Genomic DNA, 23,364 nt, shown 5'->3' with positions numbered 1-23,364 from the left:
CAGCTTGTCGCTCATGAGTTCCATTTGTCTGCGACATGATGCCCTTTCATATGCCAGACAAAAGCTGATGAGGTAGAATGCCCGCCTATTTCAGCACGATCCTTGAGGACCGCCATGTTCAGCCGTGATTTGACCATTGCCAAGTACGACGCCGATCTCTTTGCCGCCATGGAGCAAGAAGCTCAGCGCCAGGAAGAGCACATCGAGCTGATTGCTTCGGAAAACTACACCAGCCCGGCAGTCATGGAAGCCCAGGGTTCGGTTCTGACCAACAAATACGCCGAAGGTTACCCAGGCAAGCGCTACTACGGTGGCTGCGAATACGTTGACGTGGTCGAGCAACTGGCCATCGACCGTGCCAAGGAACTGTTCGGCGCCGATTACGCCAACGTCCAGCCGCACGCCGGCTCGCAAGCCAACAGCGCCGTTTACCTGGCCCTGCTGTCGGCCGGTGACACCATCCTGGGCATGAGCCTGGCCCACGGTGGTCACCTGACCCACGGCGCCAATGTCAGCTCCTCGGGCAAACTGTACAACGCTGTCCAGTACGGCATCGACGCCAATGGCCTGATCGACTACGACGAAGTCGAGCGCCTGGCCGTCGAGCACAAGCCGAAAATGATCGTTGCCGGTTTCTCCGCCTACTCGCAGATTCTGGACTTCCCGCGCTTCCGTGAAATCGCCGACAAGGTCGGTGCCTACCTGTTCGTCGACATGGCCCACGTTGCCGGCCTGGTCGCTGCAGGCGTGTACCCGAACCCGGTGCCGTTCGCCGACGTGGTCACCACCACTACCCACAAGACCCTGCGCGGTCCACGTGGCGGCCTGATCCTGGCCCGTGCCAACGCCGACATCGAGAAGAAGCTGAACTCCGCAGTATTCCCGGGCGCCCAAGGCGGCCCGCTGGAGCACGTTATCGCGGCCAAGGCGATCTGCTTCAAGGAAGCCCTGCAGCCTGAGTTCAAGGCCTACCAGCAGCAGGTGGTGAAAAACGCCCAGGCCATGGCCGGCGTGTTCATCGAGCGCGGCTTCGACGTGGTTTCCGGTGGTACCGAGAACCACCTGTTCCTGCTGTCGCTGATCAAGCAAGAGATCTCCGGTAAAGATGCTGACGCTGCCTTGGGCCGCGCCTTCATCACCGTCAACAAGAACTCGGTACCGAACGACCCACGCTCCCCGTTCGTCACCTCCGGCCTGCGCTTCGGCACCCCGGCTGTGACCACTCGTGGCTTCAAAGAGGCTGAGTGTAAAGAACTGGCTGGCTGGATCTGCGACATCCTGGCTGACCTGAACAACGAAGCGGTGATTGACGCCGTTCGCGAGAAGGTCAAGGCCATCTGCGCCAAGCTGCCGGTGTACGGCAAGTAATCGCAGTCGCTTGATGTGAAAAAGCCCGGCTCCTGAGCCGGGCTTTTTTGCATCTGTTGTCCCGCAGTAAGGCCCTCAGGATCGGCTCAACGCCTCAAACCCTTCGCGAATCTTCGCCTCCGGCAACTCATCGGCAATAAACACCATCACACTCTCTCGTGCTTCCCCATCGGCCCACTCGGTATCCCAATCAAAGCCATAGAGCTTCAGCACCCCCTGGAACACCAGGCGTCGATCTTCCCCGGCAATGCTCAGCACGCCCTTGTAGCGCAACAGCTGCTTGCCGTGGTCTTCCAACAGCTGGTTCATGAAGTCGCTGAGCCGGTCGATATCCAGCGGCGTGTCGGTACGCAGCACCAAACTGGAGATACGGTCGGGCGTGGCTGGCTGGCTGACCAGGCGCAGATTCAGGCCGCCGCCCAGGTCGGCATTGAGGTTGAAGCCGCGCACGTCCAGCAGTTCAGCCAGATCAATGCGCCCGTGCTCAACCACCCGGATCGGTGCGCGGCGGTTGATACGAGCAAGGCGTTCACTCAAGGCCTGAAAGCTGGCAGGGTCGACAAGGTCGGTCTTGCTCACCAGCAGGCGGTCGGCAAAACCCACCTGGGCCTGGGCGATGGCCTGGGTCAGGTGCTGCTCGGCATGGGCGGCATCAACCAAGGTGATGATGCCGTCGAGGATATAGCGCTCACGCAGCTCCTCGTCGATGAAGAAGGTCTGCGCCACCGGCGCCGGGTCGGCGAGCCCGGTGCACTCGATCACCAGGCGGTCGAAGGCGATCTCGCCAGCATCCAGGCGTTCGAGCAGCAGGTACAGGGCCTTGGTCAGGTCGGTGTGGATACTGCAACAGACACAACCATTGGCCAGGGTCATGACCTGCACCGGCTCATCGCCGAGCAACTGGGTGTCGATGCCGGCGTCACTGAATTCGTTTTCGATCACAGCGATCTTCAGGCCATGTTCGGCCTTGAGCAGATGGCGCAGCAAGGTAGTCTTGCCGGCCCCCAGAAAACCGCTGAGTACTGTTACCGGAATGGGCGCGTGCAAACGGAAAATCTCCTCAACTGAAAATGACTGTGGGAGCACGGCAAGCCGGGCTCCCACAGGTTCAACAGCGGTCAGTAACTGTCATTCAACAGCACTTGGGCCCGGACTTGCCACCGTAACGGGCCTCTTGGCGCTCGCGGAAGAACGCCTCGTAGCTCATCACCGGCTTGTCCGGATGCTTGGTCTGCATGTGCTCGACGTAGTTGTCGTAGTCGGGCATGCCGACCATCAGGCGGGCTGCCTGCCCCAGGTACTTACCCAGTCGACCGAGATCGTTGAACATCACTGCATTCCTCTTCGATTACGCATCCGGCAGCGCCTGGAACGGGGACTCTTTGTCAGTCCGTTCTTTTTTGCCCAGGGCGGCAATACCGACCTTGAGGGCGAAGAACAGAATGCTGAAGACCACGAACAGGAACAGGATCGTCAGACCCGCGTTGGTATAGGCGTTGAAGATCACGTGCTGCATCTGGTCGATGTCCTTGGCTGGCGCCAGTACCTGCCCGGCGTCGAGCGCCACGCTGTACTTGTTGGCCAGGGCCAGGAAGCCGACCGCCGGGTTCGGATCGAACAGCTTGATGAAGCCGGCAGTGGTGGTGCAGATCAGCAGCCACACCGCGGGCAGCAGCGTGACCCACATGTAACGCTGGCGCTTCATCTTGATCAGCACCACAGTACCGAGCATCAGCGCGATACCGGCGAGCATCTGGTTGGAGATGCCGAACAGCGGCCACAAGGTGTTGATGCCACCCAGCGGATCGATCACACCCTGGTACAGCAGGTAACCCCAGAGAGCCACGCAACCGCCGGTAGCGAGCAGGTTGGCACCCCACGACTCGGTGCGCTTGAGCGCCGGTACGAAGCTGCCGAGCAGGTCCTGCAGCATGAAGCGCCCGGCACGGGTACCGGCGTCCACTGCGGTGAGGATGAACAACGCCTCGAACAGGATCGCGAAGTGGTACCAGAAGGCCATGGTGTTTTCACCCGGCAGCACCTGGTGCAGGATCTGCGCGATACCCACCGCCAGGGTTGGCGCACCACCGGCACGGGCGAGGATGGTGTGTTCGCCAATGTCCCTGGCCACCGCTTCCAGCGCGTCAGGCGTGATCGCAAAGCCCCAGCTGCTGACGGTCTGCGCTACCGACACGACGTCGGAACCGACCACGGCGGCCGGGCTGTTCATGGCGAAGTACACACCCGGCTCGATCACCGAAGCGGCAACCATGGCCATGATCGCTACGAAGGACTCCATCAGCATGCCGCCGTAACCGATGTAACGGGCGTTGGTTTCGTTATCCAGCAGCTTGGGTGTGGTGCCCGAGGAGATCAGCGCGTGGAAGCCCGACACCGCGCCACAGGCGATGGTAATGAACAGGAACGGGAACAGGGTACCTTTCCAGACCGGGCCGGTGCCGTCGGTGAACTGGGTCAGCGCCGGCATTTTCAGCTCAGGCGCGATGATCAGGATACCGATGGCCAGGCCAACGATGGTGCCGATCTTGAGGAAGGTCGACAGGTAGTCACGGGGTGCCAGCACCAGCCACACCGGCAGTACTGCTGCGACAAAACCGTAGCCCACCAGCATCCAGGTAATCTGCACACCGGTGAAGGTGAACGCCGGCCCCCAGACCGGATCCGCGGCAACCTGGCCCCCCAGCCAGATCGACAGCAACAGCAGCACCACGCCGATCAGCGAGATCTCGCCGATGCGACCTGGGCGGATGTAGCGCATATAGATGCCCATGAACATCGCGATCGGGATGGTCGCCATGACCGTGAACATGCCCCATGGGCTCTCGGCCAGCGCCTTGACCACGATCAGCGCCAGTACCGCGAGGATGATGATCATGATCAGGAAGCAGCCGAACAGGGCGATGGTGCCCGGAATCCGGCCCATTTCCTCGCGAACCATGTCACCCAGTGAGCGACCGTTGCGGCGGGTGGACAGGAACAGGATCATGAAGTCCTGCACCGCACCGGCCAGCACCACGCCGGCAATCAGCCAGAGCGTGCCGGGCAGGTAGCCCATCTGCGCGGCCAGGACCGGACCGACCAGCGGGCCGGCACCGGCGATAGCGGCAAAGTGGTGACCGAAAAGGATGTGCTTGTTGGTCGGGACATAGTCCAGACCATCGTTGTTAAGCACCGCCGGGGTGGCCCGACGTGGGTCCAGCTGCATCACCTTGGTGGCGATGAACAGGCTGTAGTAGCGGTAGGCGACCAGGTAGATGGCCACCGAAGCGACGACAATCCACAAGGCGTTGATGGCCTCGCCACGACGCAGGGCGACCACACCCAGCGCACAGGCTCCTATGACTGCCAGCAGCAGCCACGGAATGTGGCGCAGCAGGCTATTATTGTTGTTCATGGTTTGCTTCCAGCTAGTGGATAAAAGACAGCCCTCCGAGTCTAGCGATACTGACAGGAAAGACCACCCCCCACGTTGGTCTAGAGCCTTCAACGCAGGTTGAGCAAAACTCGTTATGCACCCTTGCACGGGCCTTGGCAAGAGCTGAGCTATAGTCAGGAAGAACCCCGGAGTGCCTGAACATGAGCGACCACCAAGAACGTCGACGTTTCCAGCGTGTTGCCTTTGATGGCCCCACCGAATTGCGTCAGGGTGATCGGCGCTGGCCGGTCGAGCTGATTGACCTGTCTCTCAAGGGCTTGCTGATCAAGTGCCCGGAACCCTGGGACCCTGACCTGACCCAGGATTTCGAGGCCCTTGTCCACCTGGGGGAGCAGGTAACGCTATGGATGCAGGTGGAACTGCGCCATGAAGAAGGCAATCGGCTGGGTTTTGTTTGCCTGCGTACTGATATCGACTCATCGTGCCATTTGCGCCGTTTGGTGGAGCTCAACCTGGCCGACAACCCCAAAATGATGCGCGAACTGCGCGAATTGATCGAACTTTAAAATCTTTTAGCCTGCTACCTAGTTTTCCGTTCATCGCGTTTCTGTCCATTCGGACAGCTTTCTACCCCTTCCCGTCACTTTTTACGCAGCCTTGCGAGGCCTGCGCGCGAGCGTTGGAACGATAACTGCATTCAGTTTCACACCCAAACTGACGGCCAGACTGTTCCTACGCCAATCTAAAAATTGTATACAATTTTTCTGGCACTGATAGGCCTGACTTGTCTACAGTAGCGCCACAACAATAAAACAGAGACCCCGCCCCATGAATACGTCCTCCCCTAGCACGTCTTCAGCCCCACGTCCCGAAGACGAGAACCTGGGCCTAGGTGCCAACCTGGCGTACGGCCTGCAACACGTATTGACCATGTATGGCGGTATCGTCGCCGTGCCGCTGATCCTCGGTCAGGCAGCCGGTCTGACGCCGGCGGACATCGGCCTGCTGATCGCCGCCTCGTTGTTTGCCGGCGGCCTGGCGACCCTGCTACAAACACTCGGGCTGCCGTGGTTCGGCTGCCAGCTGCCGCTGGTGCAAGGCGTCTCGTTTGCCGGTGTAGCGACCATGGGCGCGATCCTCAGCAGTGAAGGCGGTGGCGGCTTGCCCGGGGTCCTGGGTGCGGTCATGGCAGCGTCTTTCATCGGTTTTCTGATCACGCCGGTGTTCTCGCGCATCACCAAGTACTTCCCCCCCCTGGTGACCGGTATCGTCATCACCACCATCGGCCTGACCTTGATGCCCGTTGCAGCACGCTGGGTCATGGGCGGCAACAGCAAGGCTCCAGACTTCGGCAGCATGGCCAACATCGGCCTGGCAGCGCTGACCTTCGTCATCGTGCTGGTACTGAGCAAACTGGGCAGCGCCACCATCTCGCGCCTGTCGATCCTGCTGGCCATGGTCATCGGCACCTTGATCGCCTGGTCGCTGGGCATGGCTGACTTCAGCAAGGTCCTTGAAGGTCCGCTGGTGGCAATGCCAAGTCCTTTCCACTTCGGTATGCCGACCTTCCACATCGCTGCGATCCTGTCGATGTGCATCGTGATCATGGTGACCCTGGTGGAAACCTCGGCTGACATCCTCGCCGTCGGTGAAATCATCGACACCAAGGTCGACTCCAAACGCTTGGGCAATGGCCTGCGCGCCGACATGGCGTCGAGCATTCTGGCGCCGATCTTCGGTTCCTTCACCCAGAGCGCCTTCGCCCAGAACGTCGGTCTGGTCGCCGTGACCGGGGTCAAGAGCCGTTACGTGGTGGCAACCGGCGGGGTGATCCTGGTCGTACTCGGCCTGCTGCCGATCATGGGCCGGGTGATTGCCGCCGTACCGACTTCGGTGCTCGGTGGTGCCGGTATCGTGCTGTTTGGCACCGTGGCCGCCAGCGGTATCCGTACCTTGTCCAAAGTCAGCTACAAGAACAACGTCAACCTGATCATCGTCGCCGCCTCCCTGGGCTTTGGCATGATCCCGATTGCCGCGCCGAATTTCTACGCGCAGTTCCCCAACTGGTTCGAGACCATCTTCCACTCCGGCATCAGCTCGGCGGCGATCATGGCCATTATCCTGAACCTGGTGTTCAACCACTTCACTGCGGGTAACTCCGACCAGCAATCGGTATTCGCCGCCGCCTACGAACGCACCATCCACTACTCGGATATCTCTGCCCTGCGTGATGGCGACTACTTCGAGGACGGCAAGCTGTTCAACGCCGAAGGCAAGGAGGTACCAGTGATGGCAGAAGGTGAACACGGCGAGCCACCCGCGCGACGAGAGGCCGTCTCGGAACATTGATCGACACTACGGCGATACAAAAGGGCCGGTGCACATGCACCGGCCCTTTTTATTTCAAAGCACGCCAAAGGACTATTCGAACAGTGCATCCAAGGCTTGTTCCAGACGCGTCACGGCAATGACCTGAAGCCCCGCCGGTGCTTCCTTGGGCGCATTGCCCTTGGGCACGATGGCGCGTTTGAAGCCATGCTTGGCCGCTTCTTTCAAGCGCTCCTGGCCGCTGGGCACCGGGCGCACCTCACCCGACAGGCCAACCTCGCCGAACACCAGCAGGCCGTTGTCCAGCGGACGGTTGCGCAGGCTGGACATGATCGCTGCCATCAGCGCCAGATCGGACGCTGTCTCCAGCACCTTGACTCCGCCCACCACGTTGAGGAATACATCCTGGTCATGGGTCGGAATGCCGCCATGGCGGTGGAGCACCGCCAGGAGCATGGCCAGGCGGTTCTGGTCCAGGCCCAGGGTGACCCGACGGGGATTGGACAGGTGACTGTCGTCGACCAGGGCCTGGACTTCCACCAGCATCGGCCGGGTACCTTCCCAGGTGGCCATGACTACACTGCCTGGGACCTCTTCCTGAGCACGCGTGAGGAAGATCGCCGAAGGGTTGGAAACTTCCTTCAGACCGCGATCGGTCATACCGAACACGCCTAGCTCATTGACCGCACCAAAGCGATTTTTCACCGCCCGCAGCAAACGCAGGCGGCCATCGGACTCGCCTTCGAAATACAGCACGGTATCGACCATGTGCTCCAGCACCCGGGGACCAGCCAACGCGCCTTCCTTGGTAACGTGACCGACAAGAAAGATCGCCGTACCACTCTGCTTGGCATAGCGCACCAGCAAGGCGGCGCTTTCGCGGACCTGGGAGACACCACCAGGCGCCGACTGCAACTGCTCGGTGAAGATGGTCTGGATCGAGTCGATCACCATAACCTTGGGCTTTTCTACCCGGGCGGTGGCGATGATCGCCTCAATGCAGGTCTCGGTCATCACCCGCAACTGATCCTGGGGCAGGCCCAGGCGGCGCGCACGCATCGCCACCTGTTGCTGGGACTCTTCACCGGTGACATACAGCGCCGACATGCGCGTGGCGATGGCGCACAGGGTCTGCAAGAGAATGGTCGACTTACCGATGCCCGGGTCGCCACCGATCAGTACCACCGAGCCGTCGACCAGACCGCCGCCCAACACCCTATCGAGCTCGGTGCTGGCGGTGCTGAAGCGTGGAATCTCTTCGACGCTGACTTCAGCCAGGGTCTTGATCTGCGCCTGCTGTCCGGCCCAGCCGGTGCGTCCACTGGGCGCTGCGGCTGCGCCGCTCTCCAGCACGGTCTCGACCAGGGTGTTCCAGGCACCGCACTCGCCACACTGCCCGGCCCATTTCGGAAAGGTCGCGCCGCACTCGGTGCAGCCGTACATGCGCTTGGCCTTGGCCATGGGGACGGTCCTCGGAAAAAAGGGACCATGATAGCTGACCTCGGGAACCTGGGCCGCCACAGAAAACGACAAAACTATTCGATATAACCGCAGTCTGTAGTGGCCGCGCGGAGCATGAAGCGCGTAGCTGATTTACACTGCGTTTACCAACCTCATCTGTTACAAGGAATAAACCATGGGCGTGCTCAGTGAATTCAAGGCCTTTGCGGTCAAAGGGAATGTGGTCGACATGGCCGTCGGTATCATTATCGGCGCCGCCTTTGGCAAAATCGTTTCATCCTTTGTCGGTGATGTGATCATGCCACCGATCGGCTTGCTGATCGGCGGTGTCGACTTCAGTGATCTTGCCGTAATCCTCAAAGCTGCCGAAGGGGATATTCCGGCAGTGGTGATGGCCTACGGCAAGTTCATTCAGACCATCCTCGACTTCATCATCGTCGCCTTCGCGATCTTCATGGGCGTCAAGGTGATCAACCGCCTCAAGCGCGAAGAAGCACAAGCGCCAACCCTGCCGCCAGTGCCCAGCAAGGAAGAAGAGCTGCTCAGCGAAATCCGCGACTTGCTCAAGTCGCAGAATCGGCAGCCCTGATTCCGGGGAACAAAAACGGCGCCCAAAGCGCCGTTTCCATTACCGCCCAGCTTACCAGTAGTTTTCTACCGCGACCTGCCCCGGTCGGCGACTCAAGCTCAGTTGCAGGCCGCGCTGCTTAAGCACCTGGCGGGTGTCATCGATCATCTGCGGATTGCCGCAGAGCATCACTCGCGAATGCTCAGGCGTCAGCGCCAGACCTGCGGCACGCTCAAGCCCGCCGTTCTCGATCAGGCTGGTGATACGCTCATTGAGGGCTCCCGGGTGCTGTTCACGAGTGACCACCGGGATGAACTGCAACTTGCCCGCGTACTCGGCCAGATAATCGCGCTGCTCAAGGCCGGCGATCAGGTCGAGGTAAGCCAGCTCCTTCGCCTCTCGCACCGAATAAACCAGTTTGATCGACTCGAAACGCTCCCATACCTCGAAATCCTGCAGGATCGAGACGAATGGCGCGATGCCAGTACCGGTGGCCAGCAACCACAGATCACGACCATCGGCAAAGCGATCCAGGGTCAGAAAACCGAAGGCCTGGCGATCGATCAGCAAGCTGTTACCTTCCTTCAGGCGGCTCAGTTCACTGGTGAACTCACCACCCGGCACCACAATAGAAAAGAAATCCAGGTGTTCGTCATACGGCGACGAGACCATCGAATAGGCGCGCCAGACCACGCTGCCATCGGCCTTGGTCACACCCAGGCGGGCAAACTGACCGGAACGGAAACGGAACCCCGGATCACGGGTGGTACGCAGGCTGAACAGGCTGGGGGTCAGCGGCTGGACGTCAAGCAACGTCTGGCGGGTGAACTTTTCAGCGCTGGCAGTCATGACTTACTCCAAAGAACAGATGCGCCCAGTGTCGCGCAAACGCGTCAGGATAAACACCGCTGGATTGTAGTGACATCGCAGTGTGCAGCATGGCGACCACGGTCGACGCTCAGGTTTGCAGTACTGTCAAAGAACCAAGTTGTCCAAATGTTCACTCGCATGTAGCGAAAAAACTTAGCAAGATTATCAGGTATTTCCTACACTGTTGTTCTGGTTCTGGATCCAATCCACGCGAGGCCATCCCCATGCCACACTGGAAGGAAGAGCAGCTGCAACAACTGCTCAGTGAAACAAATGAACAACGGATGTTCGACATGGCGACCTCCCTGGCAAAACAGCTGGGCATGGAATATCTTTCATTCGTCACCCGCACTCACATCGCGACTGCGCAACCGCAGGTCAGGACTTACAACAACTATCCCAAAGCCTGGAATGAACGCTATCAGCAGTGTAATTATCTGAGCATCGACCCGATCCTCGCCCATTGCCATACATCGATACTACCCATTCTCTGGCAGGACGAGGTCTTCCGAGAGACACCCGAGCTCTGGGAGCAAGCCCGACTCCATGGGCTACGTTACGGCTGGAGCCAATCTGCACACGATCTACGGCAAAATGAAAGCATCTTGAGCGTGGTCCGTAATCATACGCAGGTCGATACCAATGAGTTCTACGAGACGGCCGGGAAAACCATCTGGCTGTGCAACCTGATGCACACACTGATATTTGACCGACAATCAACCAAGCCCCACTCTTCCTTTCAACTCTCCAGTCGTGAAACCGAAGTGCTGAAATGGTCCGCAGCCGGCAAGACTGCTGCCGACATCGCCTGCATCCTCACCCTGTCGCAAAGCACGGTGAACTTCCATATCCGCAGTATCATCAGCAAGCTGAACTCCAGCAACAAAGCCGGCGCTATTGCGATTGCCGCTATGAACGGTCTCCTGGGCTAACCCCTAAGTTCTCAAAGCCCTGTAGAATCATGCCCCTGTAAAACGCGTCCGACTGCGCCGCGTGACCATGCCTCAGAGCCTTACGCCATGCCCTTGTTGACCAGCCCCTTCGCCGAACTCGATCTGCTTCGCCAGCCCGAGCAAGCCAACGATCCCCTGCAGGCATTCGATGCCGCCGACGAGTACCTGCTGGCGTATCTGGCCGAACAGTCGCCAGATTCCAGCACCCACGTGCTGGTTCTCAATGACAGTTTCGGTGCCTTGGGCATCAGCCTGAGCCGCCATCTGCAGGTCACCAGCAGTGGCGACTCACACCTGGCCCGCCTGGCGCTGGAGAAGAACCTGGTGCGCAATGGCCAGGTTTTCGACGCAGTGCCGTTCATTCCAGCCAACGCTACCTGGCAAGGCCCGTTCGACCGGGTGCTGGTGCGCGTGCCCAAGACCCTGGCCTTGCTCGAAGAACAACTGATCCGCTTACAGGCTCATCTGGCGCCTGGCGCCCAGGTGATTGCCGGGGCGATGATCAAACACTTGCCACGCGCTGCCGGTGACCTGCTGGAAAAATACATTGGCCCGGTACAGGCATCGCTCGCGCAGAAAAAAGCCCGCCTGCTGATTGCCACGGCGCAGGACAAGGGGCCTTCCACCTCCCCCTATCCGACCCGCTACCAACTGGATGCGCCACGCCTGGAACTGCTCAACCATGCCAATGTGTTCTGCCGCGAAGGCCTGGATATCGGCACCCGCGCATTCCTGCCCCACCTGCCCGGCAACCTCGGTTCAGCGCGGGTCGCCGACCTTGGTTGCGGCAATGGCGTGCTGGCCATCGCCAGCGCCCTGAGCAATCCGCAGGCACATTACACCCTGGTCGATGAGTCCTACATGGCCACCCAGTCAGCGCTGGAGAACTGGCAAGCAGCGCTGGGTGATCGTGAAGTCAGCGTACGCGCCGACGATGGCCTGGCCGGCCAGCCTGCACAATCCCTGGACGTAGTGCTGTGCAATCCTCCCTTCCACCAACAGCAGGTGGTCGGCGACTTCCTCGCCTGGCGCATGTTCCAGCAGGCCCGCGAAGCGCTGGTGGTCGGCGGTGCGCTGTATATCGTCGGTAACCGTCACCTGGGTTACCACAGCAAACTGGCGCGGCTGTTCCGTGGCGTTGAGCAAGTGGCGGCGACGCCCAAGTTTGTGGTGCTCAAGGCGCGCAAGTAAAACAGCGCGGGTGTAGGAGCCGGCGATCAGCATAAAAAAACCCTCCGCAGCTCACGCTGCGAAGGGCTGTAAATCCGCCGCAAGGCGGGATGGGAAATACAGTCAGTGGGTGCTCAGGCCTGCCGCAGCCATGAACATGCGCATCAGCCAGGCAACAATCCCCAGGGCCACCACGCTGCCGGCCCAGATCACGGCCAGCCAGCCCAGCCGTTGCCAGAGCGGTTTTTTCTCTTCATCGAAGGTGTGTTTGCCAGTCATCGCCAGGCCCTCCTAGTGGTAGCCGTCCTCGTGGGTCACCTTGCCGCGGAACACGTAGTAGCTCCAGAAGGTGTAGCCAAGGATGAATGGAATGATGAACAGCGTCCCGACCAGCATGAAGCCCTGGCTCTGCGGCGGTGCGGCAGCCTCCCAGATCGAGATCGACGGCGGGATGATGTTCGGCCACAAGCTGATGCCAAGGCCACTGTAGCCGAGGAAGATCAGCACCAAGGTCAGCAGGAACGGGGTGTAGTGAGCATTGCGTGCCACCGCCCGCAGCAAACCGTACAGGGTTACCAGCACCAGGATCGGCACCGGCAGGAACCAGTACAGGTTAGGCAGAGTGAACCAGCGCGTGGCGATATCCGGGTGCGCCAGCGGCGTCCAGATACTGACGATACCGGTCACCGCCAGCAGCACCAAGGCCAAAGGGCGGGCCAGATCATGCATCTGCAGCTGCAGCTTGCCTTCGGTTTTCATGATCAGCCAGGTGCAGCCGAGCAAGGCGTAGGCAACGATAAGCCCCAGCCCACAGAACAGACTGAACGGGGTCAGCCAGTCCAGGGAACCACCGGCAAAGCTGCGGTCGACGACCTCGAAACCTTCGATGAAGGCGCCCAAGGCCACACCCTGGAAGAAGGTCGCAGCCAGCGAACCGCCGATGAACGCCTTATCCCAGAGGTGACGCTTTTCGGCCGTGGCCTTGAAGCGAAATTCGAAGGCCACACCGCGGAAGATCAGCCCGACCAGCATCAGCATCAACGGCAGGTAAAGTGCCGAGAGCACCACGGCGTAGGCCAGCGGGAAAGCACCGAACAGCGCTGCACCGCCGAGTACCAGCCAGGTTTCGTTACCGTCCCAGACCGGCGCGACGGTGTTCATCATCACGTCACGGTCCTGCTCGCCCTTGACGAAGGGGAAGAGAATGCCAATCCCCAGGTCGAAGCCATCCATGACCACGTACATCATAATGCCGAAGATGATGATCACGGCCCAGATCAGTGGAAGATCAATACCCATGATTCAGTTCCCCTTGCTCAGGCTGGCGTGCTCGCCATCGTCGTGATCGTCATCGGCAGCCGACAGCGGCCGTGCTGGCGTACGTTTCTGGCCTGGCCCTCCGGAGATAGTTTCCTCTCCCTCACCGGTTTTCGGCCCCTTGCGTACCAGGCGCATCATGTAGCCCAGACCCGCACCGAACAGGGCGAAATAGACCACCACGAACATCACCAGGGTCACGCCCAACTGGGTATAACTGTGGTTCGAGACACCATCGGCGGTGCGCATCAGGCCATAGACCACCCAGGGCTGACGGCCCACCTCGGTCGTGAACCAGCCTGCGAGAATTGCGATCAGGCCTGAAGGCCCCATCCACAAGGTCAGGTAGAGGAAAGGACGCGAGCTGTAGAGTTTGTCACCCTTGCGCAACCACAGGCTCCACAGGCCGACGAGGATCATCAGCATGCCCAAACCAACCATGATCCGGAACGACCAGAAGACCACTGTGGAGTTGGGCCGATCTTCCTTCGGGAACTCCTTCATCGCCGGTACTTGCTTGTCCAGGCTATGGGTCAGGATCAAGCTGCCCAGGGCCGGAATTTCCACCTTGAAGCGGGTGGTCTCGGCTTCCATGTCAGGGATACCGAAGAGGATCAGCGGGGTCGGCTCGTCACCAACATTTTCCCAATGGCCTTCGATCGCCGCAATTTTCACCGGTTGGTGCTTGAGGGTGTTCAAACCGTGGAAGTCGCCGATCACTGCCTGAACCGGGGCAACAATCAAGGCCATCCACATTGCCATCGAGAGCATCTTGCGAATGGCCGGGTTGTCACGCCCACGCAGTAAGTGCCAGGCCGCCGAAGCGCCCACAAAGAATGCCGTGGCAACGAAAGCCGCAGTGGCCATGTGTGCTAAACGATAGGGGAACGACGGGTTGAAAATCACCGCGAACCAGTCCACCGGGACCACTACGCCGTTGACGATCTCGTAGCCCTGCGGGGTCTGCATCCAGCTGTTGGAAGCAAGAATCCAGAAGGTTGAAATGATGGTACCGATCGCGACCATGACGGTGGCAAAGAAGTGCAGGCCACGGCCGACACGGTTCCAGCCAAAGAGCATGACACCGAGGAAACCAGCCTCGAGGAAGAAGGCAGTGAGCACTTCATAGGTCAGCAGCGGCCCGGTAACGGAGCCGGCAAAGTCGGAGAACTTGCTCCAGTTGGTACCGAACTGATACGCCATGACCAGACCGGAGACCACACCCATGCCGAAGTTGACGGCAAAGATTTTCGACCAGAAGTGGTAAAGGTCACGATAGACGTTGTTGTTGGTCTTGAGCCACAGCCCTTCAAGCACCGCAAGGTAACTCGCCAGGCCAATGGTGATGGCCGGAAACAGGATGTGAAAAGACACGGTAAATGCGAACTGAATTCGGGCGAGATCTAGGGCCTCTAATCCGAACATAGTGCTTCCTCTGTCAGGTAATCCGGCGTCAGGCGCTGGGCCTTGGCGCCAACTGCCCCCACGGTAGTTGAGTGTGGCTAGTTGAAATTGTTCTGAGAACTTCACAACGCAGGGAGTTCGGCCGTATGGCCCTACCGTTGCAAATGAAACTATTGATCCAGGTCAACGGTTGCCCGAAAGAATAGCCCTGAAAGGCCTGCACGGTTGTGTGGTTGATTGCCGCAGATCAGTTGTACGCCGATTTATGAGCCCCAAAATGGTGCACGCAAGACGCAATGGTCGACCTCCAAGGACTTGCCGGCGATGAGGCCAGAACGGTCACACCCTCAACTGCCCTGCCACTCGGTTACGAACCGCCTTGCTCACCAGCTGTTCCACCAGCGTCAGAGCAAACTCCAGCGCCGCCCCCGAACTCTGGGCAGTGATGCAATTGCCATCCACCACCACTGGCTGATCGACAAAACTACACCCGGACAACTGCTGGCTGACATCCGGATGACAGGTCATGCGCCGCTGACGCAACACCCCGAAGGCTTGCAAAGCCAAAGGTGCTTCGGCAATGGCGGCAAAAAACTTTCCGGCCCTGGCCTGATCATTCACCTGTTGTTCCAGCGGCTGATGCTTGGCCATGTGCTGTGCACCTTTCTCGCCGCCCGGCAACACGATCAGGTCGAACGGCTGGGCAAGCAGATCCACCAACATGCCGTCAGCGGTCAACCGCGTACCACGGGCACAGGTGAGCATCCGCCGGCCCTCGATGCTGGCCACCACCACTTCCACTGCGGCGCGGCGCAACACATCGATCAGGGTCACGCTTTGCAGGTCATCTACGCCTTCGGCGATTACGATCAGGGCTCTATGGGTCATCACTGCGCTCCGCCAGGGTATGGATAAAGCGTAGTCGCTTACAGCATGAGGGTCAGTTGACACTCGTAACCCTTGCGGGCGCGGTAGCCATCACCACTGTCAATCCAGCCGGTGCCCCGGTACAACGCCAGGGCGGCGTGGTTGTCCGGGTCCACCGACAATTGCAGGCGGCGAACATCGGGCCACAAGGTGCGAACCAGGCCCGGTAATGCCAGCATACAAAATCGCCCCAAGCCGCGCCCCTGTAACCGTCGATCCACCTGCAAGGCGTTGATCGTAACCGCATCGGCATGGGCCCAGGGCGGCAGAAACGCTCCACGCTGAAGCAACAGAAAGGCCCGTGGCATGGCGTCCAGTAACAGCACCACGCCGCGCATGTCATCACTTTCGCTACTCAGCAGGATGTACAGCGCGCTGGCCATATCACCGGCATAGTGCTGTTGCCCGGGGTGCACTTCGATCTCGATCAGATGTTCGCGCTGCGCCTGGCTCAGGTCGCGGTAGTCAGTCAGCTGCACAGCTAGCTCTCATGAAGGTGGCATTGGCTGGATCGGCGCAGAATCTGCAGATATCTGCAGTGTATCGCGACATTAATTACCGCTCGCCGAGCATGCTGGTATGATGCGCGGCTTTTTTCCGACCCAATCAAATTCCACATATCGTCCGCTACGGTCTGTGCTTTGCTGATGGGCTCGATACATTCACGGCGCCGGGGCGCGCCACGGGGAGCAGGCATGCTGGAAAGGCTGTTTCAACTAAAAGCACACGACACCAATGTCCGCACCGAAATTCTCGCGGGCGTGACCACCTTCCTGGCCATGGCCTATATCCTGTTCGTCAACCCGAGCATTCTCGGCGAGACCGGCATGGACAAGGGCGCACTGTTCGTCGCCACCTGTCTGGCAGCCGCCATCGGCTCGACGACCATGGGTCTGATCGCCAACTATCCGATCGCCCTGGCACCGGGCATGGGCTTGAACGCCTTCTTCACCTACACCGTGGTCCTGCATATGGGCCACACCTGGCAGGTGGCCCTGGGCGCGGTATTCATTTCGGCAGTGCTGTTCTTCCTGCTGTCGATCTTTCGCATCCGTGAGTGGATCGTCAACAGCATCCCGCTGCCACTGCGTTCGGCCATCGCCGCCGGTATCGGCCTGTTCCTGGCGCTGATCGCCCTGCATAACGCCGGTATCGTGGTTGATAACCCTGCCACCCTGGTGGGTTTGGGCGACCTCAAGCAACCGGCACCGATCCTCGCTACCCTGGGCTTCTTCCTGATTGTCGCGCTTGAAGCCATGAAGGTGCGTGGTGCAGTGCTGATCGGCATCCTGACGGTGACCGTGGCCTCGATCGTCCTGGGCGTCACGCCGTTCAACGGCGTGGTCTCGATGCCACCCTCGCTGGCCCCGACTTTCCTGCAACTGGACATCAAGGGTGCACTGGATGTCGGCCTGATCAGCGTGATCTTCGCCTTCCTGTTCGTTGACCTGTTCGACAACTCCGGCACCCTGATCGGCGTAGCCAAACGCGCCGGCCTGATGCGCAAGGACGGCCACATGCCGAAAATGGGCCGCGCCCTGATCGCCGACAGTACCGCGGCCATGGCCGGTTCCCTGCTGGGCACCTCGACCACCACCAGCTACATCGAATCGGCTGCCGGCGTGAGTGCTGGCGGACGCACTGGCCTCACCGCCATCGTGGTCGCCATCCTGTTCCTGCTGGCGCTGTTCTTTGCACCGCTGGCGGGTAGCGTACCGGCCTTCGCCACCGCCCCGGCACTGTTGTTCGTCGCTGTATTGATGGCTTCGGGCCTGGCTGAAATAAACTGGGACGACGTTACCGAGGCTGCGCCCGTGGTCATCACTGCCCTGGCCATGCCGCTGACCTACTCGATCGCCAACGGCATCGCTTTCGGTTTCATTTCCTGGACCGCGATCAAGCTGATCTCCGGCCGTGGCCGTGACCTGAACTCGGCACTGGTGATCCTCTCGATCCTGTTCGTTATCAAGCTGGGCTGGTTCAACGCATGAGTGCTGTCTTAGACCCTTCGACCTACACCCAACAGCTCGACGCCAAGGCCGCGCGCCTGCGCGGGCTGTTGGCGCCTTTCGATGCTCCGGAACCTGCGGTGTTCGATTCGCCACGCGAGCACTACCGCCTGCGCGCCGAGTTCCGCCTGTGGCGTGAGAACGAGCAACGCTTCTACGCGATGTTCGCCCCCGGCGAGAAACACACACCGATCCTGATCGAAGACTTCCCGATTGCCAGCCTGCGCATCAATGAACTGATGCCACGGCTCAAGGCCGCCTGGCAGGCCAGTTCGGCGCTGAGCTTCAAACTGTTCCAGGTGGAGTTCCTCACCACCCTGGCCGGCGATGCGATGATCACCCTGTGCTACCACCGTCCCCTGGACGAGCACTGGCAGGCCGCCGCGCAGCAGCTGGCCAAAGACCTGGACGTCAGCATCATCGGCCGCTCCAAGGGCAAGCGTGTGGTGATCGGTCGCGATTACGCGATTGAAACACTGCAGATTGCCGGGCGCAGCTTCCGCTACCGCCAGCCGGAAGGCGCCTTCACCCAACCGAACGGCGCGGTGAACCAGAAGATGCTCAACTGGGCCTATGAGGCCCTGGGTGAGCGCCAGGACGACCTGCTCGAGCTGTACTGCGGCAACGGCAACTTCACCCTTCCCCTGGCGACTCGGGTGCGCAAGGTACTGGCCACCGAGATCAGCAAGACCTCGGTCAACGCCGCCCTGCATAACCTCGACGACAATGCTGTGGATAACGTGCGCCTGGTACGTCTGTCCGCCGAAGAACTGACCGAGGCGCTGAATGAAGTGCGCCCGTTCCGCCGCCTGGAAGGCATCGACCTGAAGAGTTACCAGTTCGGCAGCGTCTTTGTCGACCCGCCACGTGCCGGGATGGATCCGGACACCTGCGAGCTGACCCGGCGCTTCGATAACATCCTGTACATCTCCTGTAATCCGGAAACCCTGGCGGCGAACATCGCCCAGCTGCATGACACACACCGTATCGAGCGTTGTGCGCTGTTCGACCAGTTCCCGTATACCCACCATATGGAGAGTGGGGTGTTGCTGGTTCGACGTTGACCTCAGCGTTGCAGGCGCCGGCTCTGCCAGCGCCTGCAACGGGCCGCAGATCTCAAGGAGCATCGCCCCCCGATGGACCAGTTCAGCGCCATGCAGTCCTTCCGCCGCGTGGTAGAGCACGGCAGCTTCAGCGCCGCTGCCGCCCTGGCGGGCCAATCCCATACGGTGCTGTCGCGCCAGGTGAAGAACCTCGAACGCCAGCTCGGCAGCCAACTGCTCAACCGTACCACCCGACGCCTGCAGCTGACCGAGGCTGGCGCGCTGTTCTACCGTCACTGCGTGCAAATCCTCGATCAGATGGAGGCCATGACACTGGAGCTCTCCGAGCACCAGCAACAGCCCTCCGGGACCTTGCGCCTGAGCGTGTCCAGCGCGTTTGGCGAGCTGGAACTGGGGCATTGGCTACCGGGCTTCGTCGAACGCTTCACTGAGTTGCGGATTGAACTGAGTTGCACCGACCGCTTCGTCGACATGCTCGAAGAGGGTATCGACCTGTGCCTGCGGGTCACCGATCACCTGCCGGATTCCAGCCTGGTGGCACGCACGCTGGCACCGAGCGAAGTGATCCTGGTCGCCGCTGCGCCCTACCTCAAGCGCCTGCCAAACCCGATCAGCGCCGACAACCTGGGTGAACATCCGCTGCTGGGCTACAATCGCCTCGCCCACCCGCAGCGCCTGCAACTTGTCGGGCCATCGGGCAGCCAGCGCGAGGTGGTGATGTCCAGTCGTGTCAGCGCCAACTCACCCATGGCATTACGTGCCGCCGCTATCGGCGGCCTGGGCATCGCCAGCTTTGACCGCTTCATTGTCCACGATGCCTTGCAAGATGGCCGCCTGGTGCAACTGCTGCCGGACTGGCAACAACCCGCGCGCACCCTGTATGCGCTTTACCCGCAGAGCCGCTACCTGGCGCCCAAGGTTCGGGCGCTGCTGGATTACGTGCAGGCGTACTATCGACTGCCACGCTGGCTGACTTGATTGGTGTAAAAAACGCACAAGTCTTGAAGCGCAACGGGCGTATTTCTGCATAAAGCATTCAATTAACCTTCGCTCACTCCACTCAACGAAGGTTGTTCCCATGAAAGCGCTGAAAACCACCTTGCTCGGCCTGGTCCTGGCCACCTCTACCACTACCGTCTTCGCCCACAGCGAGATCAAGCCAGAGGCACTGATCTCGCTGCCCAACGCCGCCCTGCAGTGGCAGGCAGTGCCGAACACCAACGGCGCAGTCACTTACGCCAATACCGAAGGGGATATCTTCGGCAAGGGCGACTACTCGGCCTTTGTCACGTTCAAGGCGGGCACCGACAACGGCCTGCACACCCACAGCAAGACCCTGCCGACGGTGGTCCTGAAAGGCACGTTCTATGCCGTAATCGACAAGGTCCGCACTGAATTCCCGGCCGGCTCGTACTACAAACTGCCGGCCAACCTGGTGCATGAAAGCGGCTGCACCGCCGCAGCCGATTGCCTGCTGTTCCAGTACCAGAGCGACAAATTCGACCTGGTACCGGTGAAAGGCTGAGGTCGGACCGAATCGGCGAACGCCATCCTGGCTTTGTCTTTACGGCGCGGGCTTGTCCCGCGCCAGGCGCCTTCAGCCCAGCCCCGAACACATCAACAAGGGCACCTGCTGATCTTCATCCGTCAACGCCCCATGGTGCCCACGCCACTGGCTGGGGTGCTTCTCCATTTCGCTGCGAATAATCCCGCCCGCGCCAGTCGGCACCACGATCAGGTCGCCAATTCGCGCTTCGGCCTGGCTCAGCAGCACGTCACCAAACAGCCCTTTGGCAATCGCCTGGGCCTTGCTCCATACCCGGTAATTATCTCCCAGGCGGTTCTGCCAACGCTCATGCACACGGTCCTGCTGGGTCGGGACATACAAATAGCGCGCGCGGATATCGCCAGCGATAGCGCGCACACCCTCCTGCAACACCGGGTCGAGGTCGAAGTCACGCACCTGTGCGCTGTCCAGCGTGAGCATGCCGTGGTCGGCGATGACCATCAGTTGCACCCGCTCCGGTAGCTTGTGGGCAATGGCCTGGGCCAACTGGTCGGCGATTTGCAGTTGCTTGATCCAACCGTCGGAGCCCGGGCCGAACAAGTGCCCGGCAAAATCCAGGTCACCGAAATAGGCAAAACAGAAGGCCGGTCCGCAAGTGTCCAAGGCTGCCTTGATCAGTTCCGGGTACGCGTCATAGGCCGGTGCTGGGAGAATCTGCCCTGCCTTGTAGATCGCCTGGCTGAACGCCGAGTTGGCATAACGTCCGAGCATAACCGTGCTGATGGCAATACCCTGCTTGCTGGCCAGGCTCCAGGCATCGGGCGGCACGATAAAGGATTCAGGCGACGGTGCCGCGCCTGGCGCTGCTTCGGCTTGCAGCGCTGCGGTGGTCCAGGACAAGGGCGACAGCTCGGTCTGCTCATCCAGGGCAAAACTGCAGCCCACAATGCCATGGGCACCGCCGCCAAGCCCCGAGGTCACCGAGGCCAGGCTTGTGGCGGTCGTCGCCGGGAAGCCCACGCAAAAATACGAATCCGGCTGCATCAATGAGGCCAGGAACGGCGCATGCCGGGCATGGGCCTGCAACAGGTTCCAACCCAGGCCATCGATCAGTAGCAGGCAAGTGGCCGGCGAGTGGTCGAAGCGAAAGCTGTTGCGAAAGCCATGGCCACCGAGGGCGGCAAAGATCGACTGGGTCAGGTTGGCCAGGCCCGGCCAGGTTTCCCCCATCAACTGTGAGTCGTTGAACGGCATTGCCATGTCTCCCTCCGTGGTCAGGTGCAAAGCAACAGGTGTAGCACAGGCTGTGCGATCAGCGCACAGAAAACACCCTGGGCTGCATTCATCGATTGACCAAATTAACCAAACGGTACATTTTCAGCAAAAGCCTCTTCCCAAGAACAACAATGGAGTCCCCCTATGAATCCGCTCCCCTCTCCCGGCATCCTTGCCGGCCTGATCGGTGCAGGCATCCAGGCCTCGCGCACTCCGGCATTGCATGAACACGAAGGCCATGCGTTGGGCCTTAACTACCTGTACCGGCTGATCGATCTGGACCGCCTGCAACTCGACAGCAGCGCTCTGGAACAACTGCTCACCGCCGCCGAATCCATGGGCTACACCGGCCTGAACATCACTTTCCCGTGCAAACAGGCAATCCTGCCGCTGCTCGACGACCTTTCCGCAGAAGCCCGAGGCATTGGTGCGGTCAATACCGTAGTGTTCAAGGACGGCAAGCGTTTAGGTCACAACACCGACTGCCTGGGTTTCGCCGAAGGCTTTCGCCGGGGCCTGGCCGACGCGCCGCGCCGCCAGGTGGTGCAGATGGGAGCCGGTGGCGCCGGGGCGGCAGTAGCCCATGCGCTGCTGGCCGAAGGGGTCAGGCAGTTGACGGTGTTCGATGTCGAAGTGGCTCGGGCCCAGGCTTTGGTGGATAACCTCAACGCGCATTTCAGTGGCGCCCCTGCCCGCGTCGGGCATGACCTGGCCAGCGCGCTGAGCGAAGCCGACGGCCTGGTCAACACCACGCCCATGGGCATGGTCAAACTGCCGGGCATGCCGGTGCCCAAGGCTTTGCTCAGGGCTGATCTGTGGGTGGCGGAGATCGTTTACTTTCCGCTGGAAACCGAACTGTTGCGTGAAGCCCGGGCCCTGGGCTGCCGTACGCTGGACGGGTCGAACATGGCGGTGTTTCAGGCGGTGAAGGCGTTTGAATTGTTTAGCGGACTGAGGCCGGATGCAGCGCGGATGATCGAGCATTTCAACAGCATGGGCGCCTGAACAGCATCGCGGGGCAAGCCCCGCGATTACAGCAAGTCAGGCCTGCAAGTATCTCAACACCGACTCGCAAATCATCTCGCGATGACGCGCCTTGAGCGCCGCATCCTCGAAATCGACCTGGAAGATCTCGCCAAAGGTGTTGCGGTTCGATACCCGATAAAAGCAGAACGAACTGATCAACAGGTGCACATCCAGCGCCTCCAGCCCCTGGCGGAAGACCCCCTCGGCAGCACCGCGGCGCAGGATCTCGTCCAGCGCGGTGAGCACGGTCTTGTTCATTGAGCGAATGGCCGAGGAACGCTTCACATACTCGCCATGGTGCAAGTTCTCGTTGCAGACGATACGCACGAAATCGACGTTGCGATCATGGTGATCAAAGGTGAATTCCACCAGCCGGCGAATGCCCTGGCGCGGTTCCAGTTCGGCCAGGTGCAGGCTGCTTTCGGTGTTGCGGATATCACCGTAGAGTTTCTCCAGCACCTCGACGTACAACTGCTCCTTGCTGTTGAAGTAGTAGTAGATCATGCGCTTGGAGGTCTGGGTGCGCTCGGCGATGGCATCGACCCGGGCGCCAGCCAGCCCCTGTTGGACGAACTCGCTGATTGCCGCCTGGAGAATGTTCTCGCGGGTCTTTTCCGGGTTGTTCTTGCGACCCTTGCGCACCACCGGTTCCGGGGCAGCGCAGAGTGCTGGAGTAGTTGTCATACGAAACTCGTGGCCAACGGTTAACCCGGTGATTAT

The 23,364-nt window shown here is 60.5% G+C and carries 23 protein-coding genes; 11 read left to right on the top strand and 12 right to left on the bottom strand.

The window, feature by feature from the left end:
* Window positions 1-114: 114 nt before the first annotated feature.
* The gene (glyA, locus tag ACRESH_RS18430; RefSeq protein WP_431743320.1) at window positions 115-1,368 is read left to right on the top strand and encodes a serine hydroxymethyltransferase; all 1,254 of its coding nucleotides are present in this window, start codon (window positions 115-117) and stop codon (window positions 1,366-1,368) included.
* A 75-nt stretch (window positions 1,369-1,443) separates the two neighbouring features.
* Here glyA and yjiA read toward each other — a convergent pair whose 3' ends face one another.
* The 3 genes from yjiA to ACRESH_RS18415 all read right to left on the bottom strand — a co-directional run bounded on the left by yjiA (window position 1,444) and on the right by ACRESH_RS18415 (window position 4,783).
* Entirely contained in the window at window positions 1,444-2,415 is a 972-nt protein-coding gene (yjiA, locus tag ACRESH_RS18425) for a GTPase (protein ID WP_431743319.1), read from the bottom strand.
* Between the two features lie 85 nt (window positions 2,416-2,500).
* Complete coding sequence (locus ACRESH_RS18420; protein WP_008094130.1) at window positions 2,501-2,698, bottom strand: YbdD/YjiX family protein; 198 nt, start codon at window positions 2,696-2,698, stop codon at window positions 2,501-2,503.
* An 18-nt stretch (window positions 2,699-2,716) separates the two neighbouring features.
* Entirely contained in the window at window positions 2,717-4,783 is a 2,067-nt protein-coding gene (locus tag ACRESH_RS18415) for a carbon starvation CstA family protein (RefSeq protein WP_431743318.1), read from the bottom strand.
* 182 nt (window positions 4,784-4,965) lie between these two features.
* On the opposite strand from ACRESH_RS18415, the gene ACRESH_RS18410 reads away from it, so the two are divergent.
* Window positions 4,966-5,331, top strand: a complete 366-nt coding sequence (locus ACRESH_RS18410) for a PilZ domain-containing protein (protein ID WP_431743317.1) — start codon at window positions 4,966-4,968, stop codon at window positions 5,329-5,331.
* A gap of 262 nt (window positions 5,332-5,593) precedes the next feature.
* On the top strand, window positions 5,594-7,114 hold the full coding sequence (locus tag ACRESH_RS18405) for a nucleobase:cation symporter-2 family protein (RefSeq protein WP_431743316.1): 1,521 nt from the start codon (window positions 5,594-5,596) through the stop codon (window positions 7,112-7,114).
* 72 nt (window positions 7,115-7,186) lie between these two features.
* Here ACRESH_RS18405 and radA read toward each other — a convergent pair whose 3' ends face one another.
* Window positions 7,187-8,554 carry a DNA repair protein RadA gene (gene radA, locus ACRESH_RS18400; protein ID WP_431743315.1) on the bottom strand — a complete coding sequence of 456 codons (1,368 nt, stop codon included), beginning with the start codon at window positions 8,552-8,554 and terminating at the stop codon, window positions 7,187-7,189.
* A 175-nt stretch (window positions 8,555-8,729) separates the two neighbouring features.
* Here radA and mscL point away from each other — a divergent pair, with 175 nt between their 5' ends.
* The gene (gene mscL, locus ACRESH_RS18395; RefSeq protein WP_431743314.1) at window positions 8,730-9,143 is read left to right on the top strand and encodes a large-conductance mechanosensitive channel protein MscL; all 414 of its coding nucleotides are present in this window, start codon (window positions 8,730-8,732) and stop codon (window positions 9,141-9,143) included.
* 51 nt (window positions 9,144-9,194) lie between these two features.
* Here the strand turns inward: mscL and ACRESH_RS18390 are convergent, their stop codons facing one another.
* Window positions 9,195-9,971: a ferredoxin--NADP reductase gene (locus ACRESH_RS18390; RefSeq protein ID WP_431743313.1), complete on the bottom strand. Its 777-nt coding sequence runs from the start codon at window positions 9,969-9,971 to the stop codon at window positions 9,195-9,197.
* 245 nt (window positions 9,972-10,216) lie between these two features.
* Between ACRESH_RS18390 and ACRESH_RS18385 the strand changes: the two genes are divergently transcribed.
* Together ACRESH_RS18385 and ACRESH_RS18380 are read left to right on the top strand one after the other, a co-directional pair.
* Window positions 10,217-10,924 (top strand): autoinducer binding domain-containing protein, encoded by a 708-nt coding sequence (locus ACRESH_RS18385; protein ID WP_431743312.1) that lies wholly within the window; start codon window positions 10,217-10,219, stop codon window positions 10,922-10,924.
* Window positions 10,925-11,011: 87 nt separating this feature from the next.
* Window positions 11,012-12,136, top strand: coding sequence for a methyltransferase (locus ACRESH_RS18380; protein WP_431743311.1), 1,125 nt, complete (start codon window positions 11,012-11,014; stop codon window positions 12,134-12,136).
* A gap of 102 nt (window positions 12,137-12,238) precedes the next feature.
* Here ACRESH_RS18380 and ACRESH_RS18375 read toward each other — a convergent pair whose 3' ends face one another.
* The 5 genes from ACRESH_RS18375 to ACRESH_RS18355 all read right to left on the bottom strand — a co-directional run bounded on the left by ACRESH_RS18375 (window position 12,239) and on the right by ACRESH_RS18355 (window position 16,242).
* Entirely contained in the window at window positions 12,239-12,394 is a 156-nt protein-coding gene (locus ACRESH_RS18375) for a DUF2474 domain-containing protein (protein ID WP_038614870.1), read from the bottom strand.
* Window positions 12,395-12,406: 12 nt separating this feature from the next.
* Window positions 12,407-13,414 carry a cytochrome d ubiquinol oxidase subunit II gene (cydB, locus tag ACRESH_RS18370; protein ID WP_431743310.1) on the bottom strand — a complete coding sequence of 336 codons (1,008 nt, stop codon included), beginning with the start codon at window positions 13,412-13,414 and terminating at the stop codon, window positions 12,407-12,409.
* Between the two features lie 3 nt (window positions 13,415-13,417).
* The gene (locus ACRESH_RS18365; RefSeq protein WP_431743309.1) at window positions 13,418-14,857 is read right to left on the bottom strand and encodes a cytochrome ubiquinol oxidase subunit I; all 1,440 of its coding nucleotides are present in this window, start codon (window positions 14,855-14,857) and stop codon (window positions 13,418-13,420) included.
* 318 nt (window positions 14,858-15,175) lie between these two features.
* A complete protein-coding gene (locus tag ACRESH_RS18360) occupies window positions 15,176-15,724 on the bottom strand; it encodes a DJ-1 family glyoxalase III (RefSeq protein WP_431743308.1) in 549 nt (182 codons plus the stop codon).
* A 38-nt stretch (window positions 15,725-15,762) separates the two neighbouring features.
* Window positions 15,763-16,242 carry a GNAT family N-acetyltransferase gene (locus ACRESH_RS18355; protein WP_431743307.1) on the bottom strand — a complete coding sequence of 160 codons (480 nt, stop codon included), beginning with the start codon at window positions 16,240-16,242 and terminating at the stop codon, window positions 15,763-15,765.
* 216 nt (window positions 16,243-16,458) lie between these two features.
* Between ACRESH_RS18355 and ACRESH_RS18350 the strand changes: the two genes are divergently transcribed.
* The 4 genes from ACRESH_RS18350 (at window position 16,459) to ACRESH_RS18335 (ending at window position 20,361) form a co-directional block, all read left to right on the top strand.
* A complete protein-coding gene (locus tag ACRESH_RS18350; RefSeq protein ID WP_431743306.1) occupies window positions 16,459-17,754 on the top strand; it encodes an NCS2 family permease in 1,296 nt (431 codons plus the stop codon).
* The gene (trmA, locus tag ACRESH_RS18345) at window positions 17,751-18,836 is read left to right on the top strand and encodes a tRNA (uridine(54)-C5)-methyltransferase TrmA (protein ID WP_431743305.1); all 1,086 of its coding nucleotides are present in this window, start codon (window positions 17,751-17,753) and stop codon (window positions 18,834-18,836) included. The genes ACRESH_RS18350 and trmA overlap by 4 nt, the downstream gene beginning before the upstream one ends.
* Before the next feature lie 72 nt (window positions 18,837-18,908).
* On the top strand, window positions 18,909-19,814 hold the full coding sequence (locus ACRESH_RS18340) for a LysR family transcriptional regulator (RefSeq protein WP_431743304.1): 906 nt from the start codon (window positions 18,909-18,911) through the stop codon (window positions 19,812-19,814).
* 100 nt (window positions 19,815-19,914) lie between these two features.
* Window positions 19,915-20,361, top strand: a complete 447-nt coding sequence (locus ACRESH_RS18335) for a cupin domain-containing protein (RefSeq protein WP_431743303.1) — start codon at window positions 19,915-19,917, stop codon at window positions 20,359-20,361.
* Between the two features lie 72 nt (window positions 20,362-20,433).
* Here the strand turns inward: ACRESH_RS18335 and ACRESH_RS18330 are convergent, their stop codons facing one another.
* Window positions 20,434-21,603, bottom strand: coding sequence for an alkaline phosphatase family protein (locus ACRESH_RS18330; protein ID WP_431743302.1), 1,170 nt, complete (start codon window positions 21,601-21,603; stop codon window positions 20,434-20,436).
* 159 nt (window positions 21,604-21,762) lie between these two features.
* Here ACRESH_RS18330 and ACRESH_RS18325 point away from each other — a divergent pair, with 159 nt between their 5' ends.
* Complete coding sequence (locus tag ACRESH_RS18325) at window positions 21,763-22,623, top strand: shikimate dehydrogenase (protein WP_431743301.1); 861 nt, start codon at window positions 21,763-21,765, stop codon at window positions 22,621-22,623.
* Between the two features lie 36 nt (window positions 22,624-22,659).
* Here the strand turns inward: ACRESH_RS18325 and ACRESH_RS18320 are convergent, their stop codons facing one another.
* On the bottom strand, window positions 22,660-23,328 hold the full coding sequence (locus ACRESH_RS18320) for a TetR/AcrR family transcriptional regulator (protein WP_431743300.1): 669 nt from the start codon (window positions 23,326-23,328) through the stop codon (window positions 22,660-22,662).
* Window positions 23,329-23,364: the final 36 nt, after the last annotated feature.

Origin of the sequence: Pseudomonas sp. (assembly GCF_050739775.1) — a bacterium.
Classification (GTDB): Bacteria; Pseudomonadota; Gammaproteobacteria; order Pseudomonadales; family Pseudomonadaceae; genus Aquipseudomonas.
This window is presented reverse-complemented; position numbering and strand designations above follow the sequence as displayed.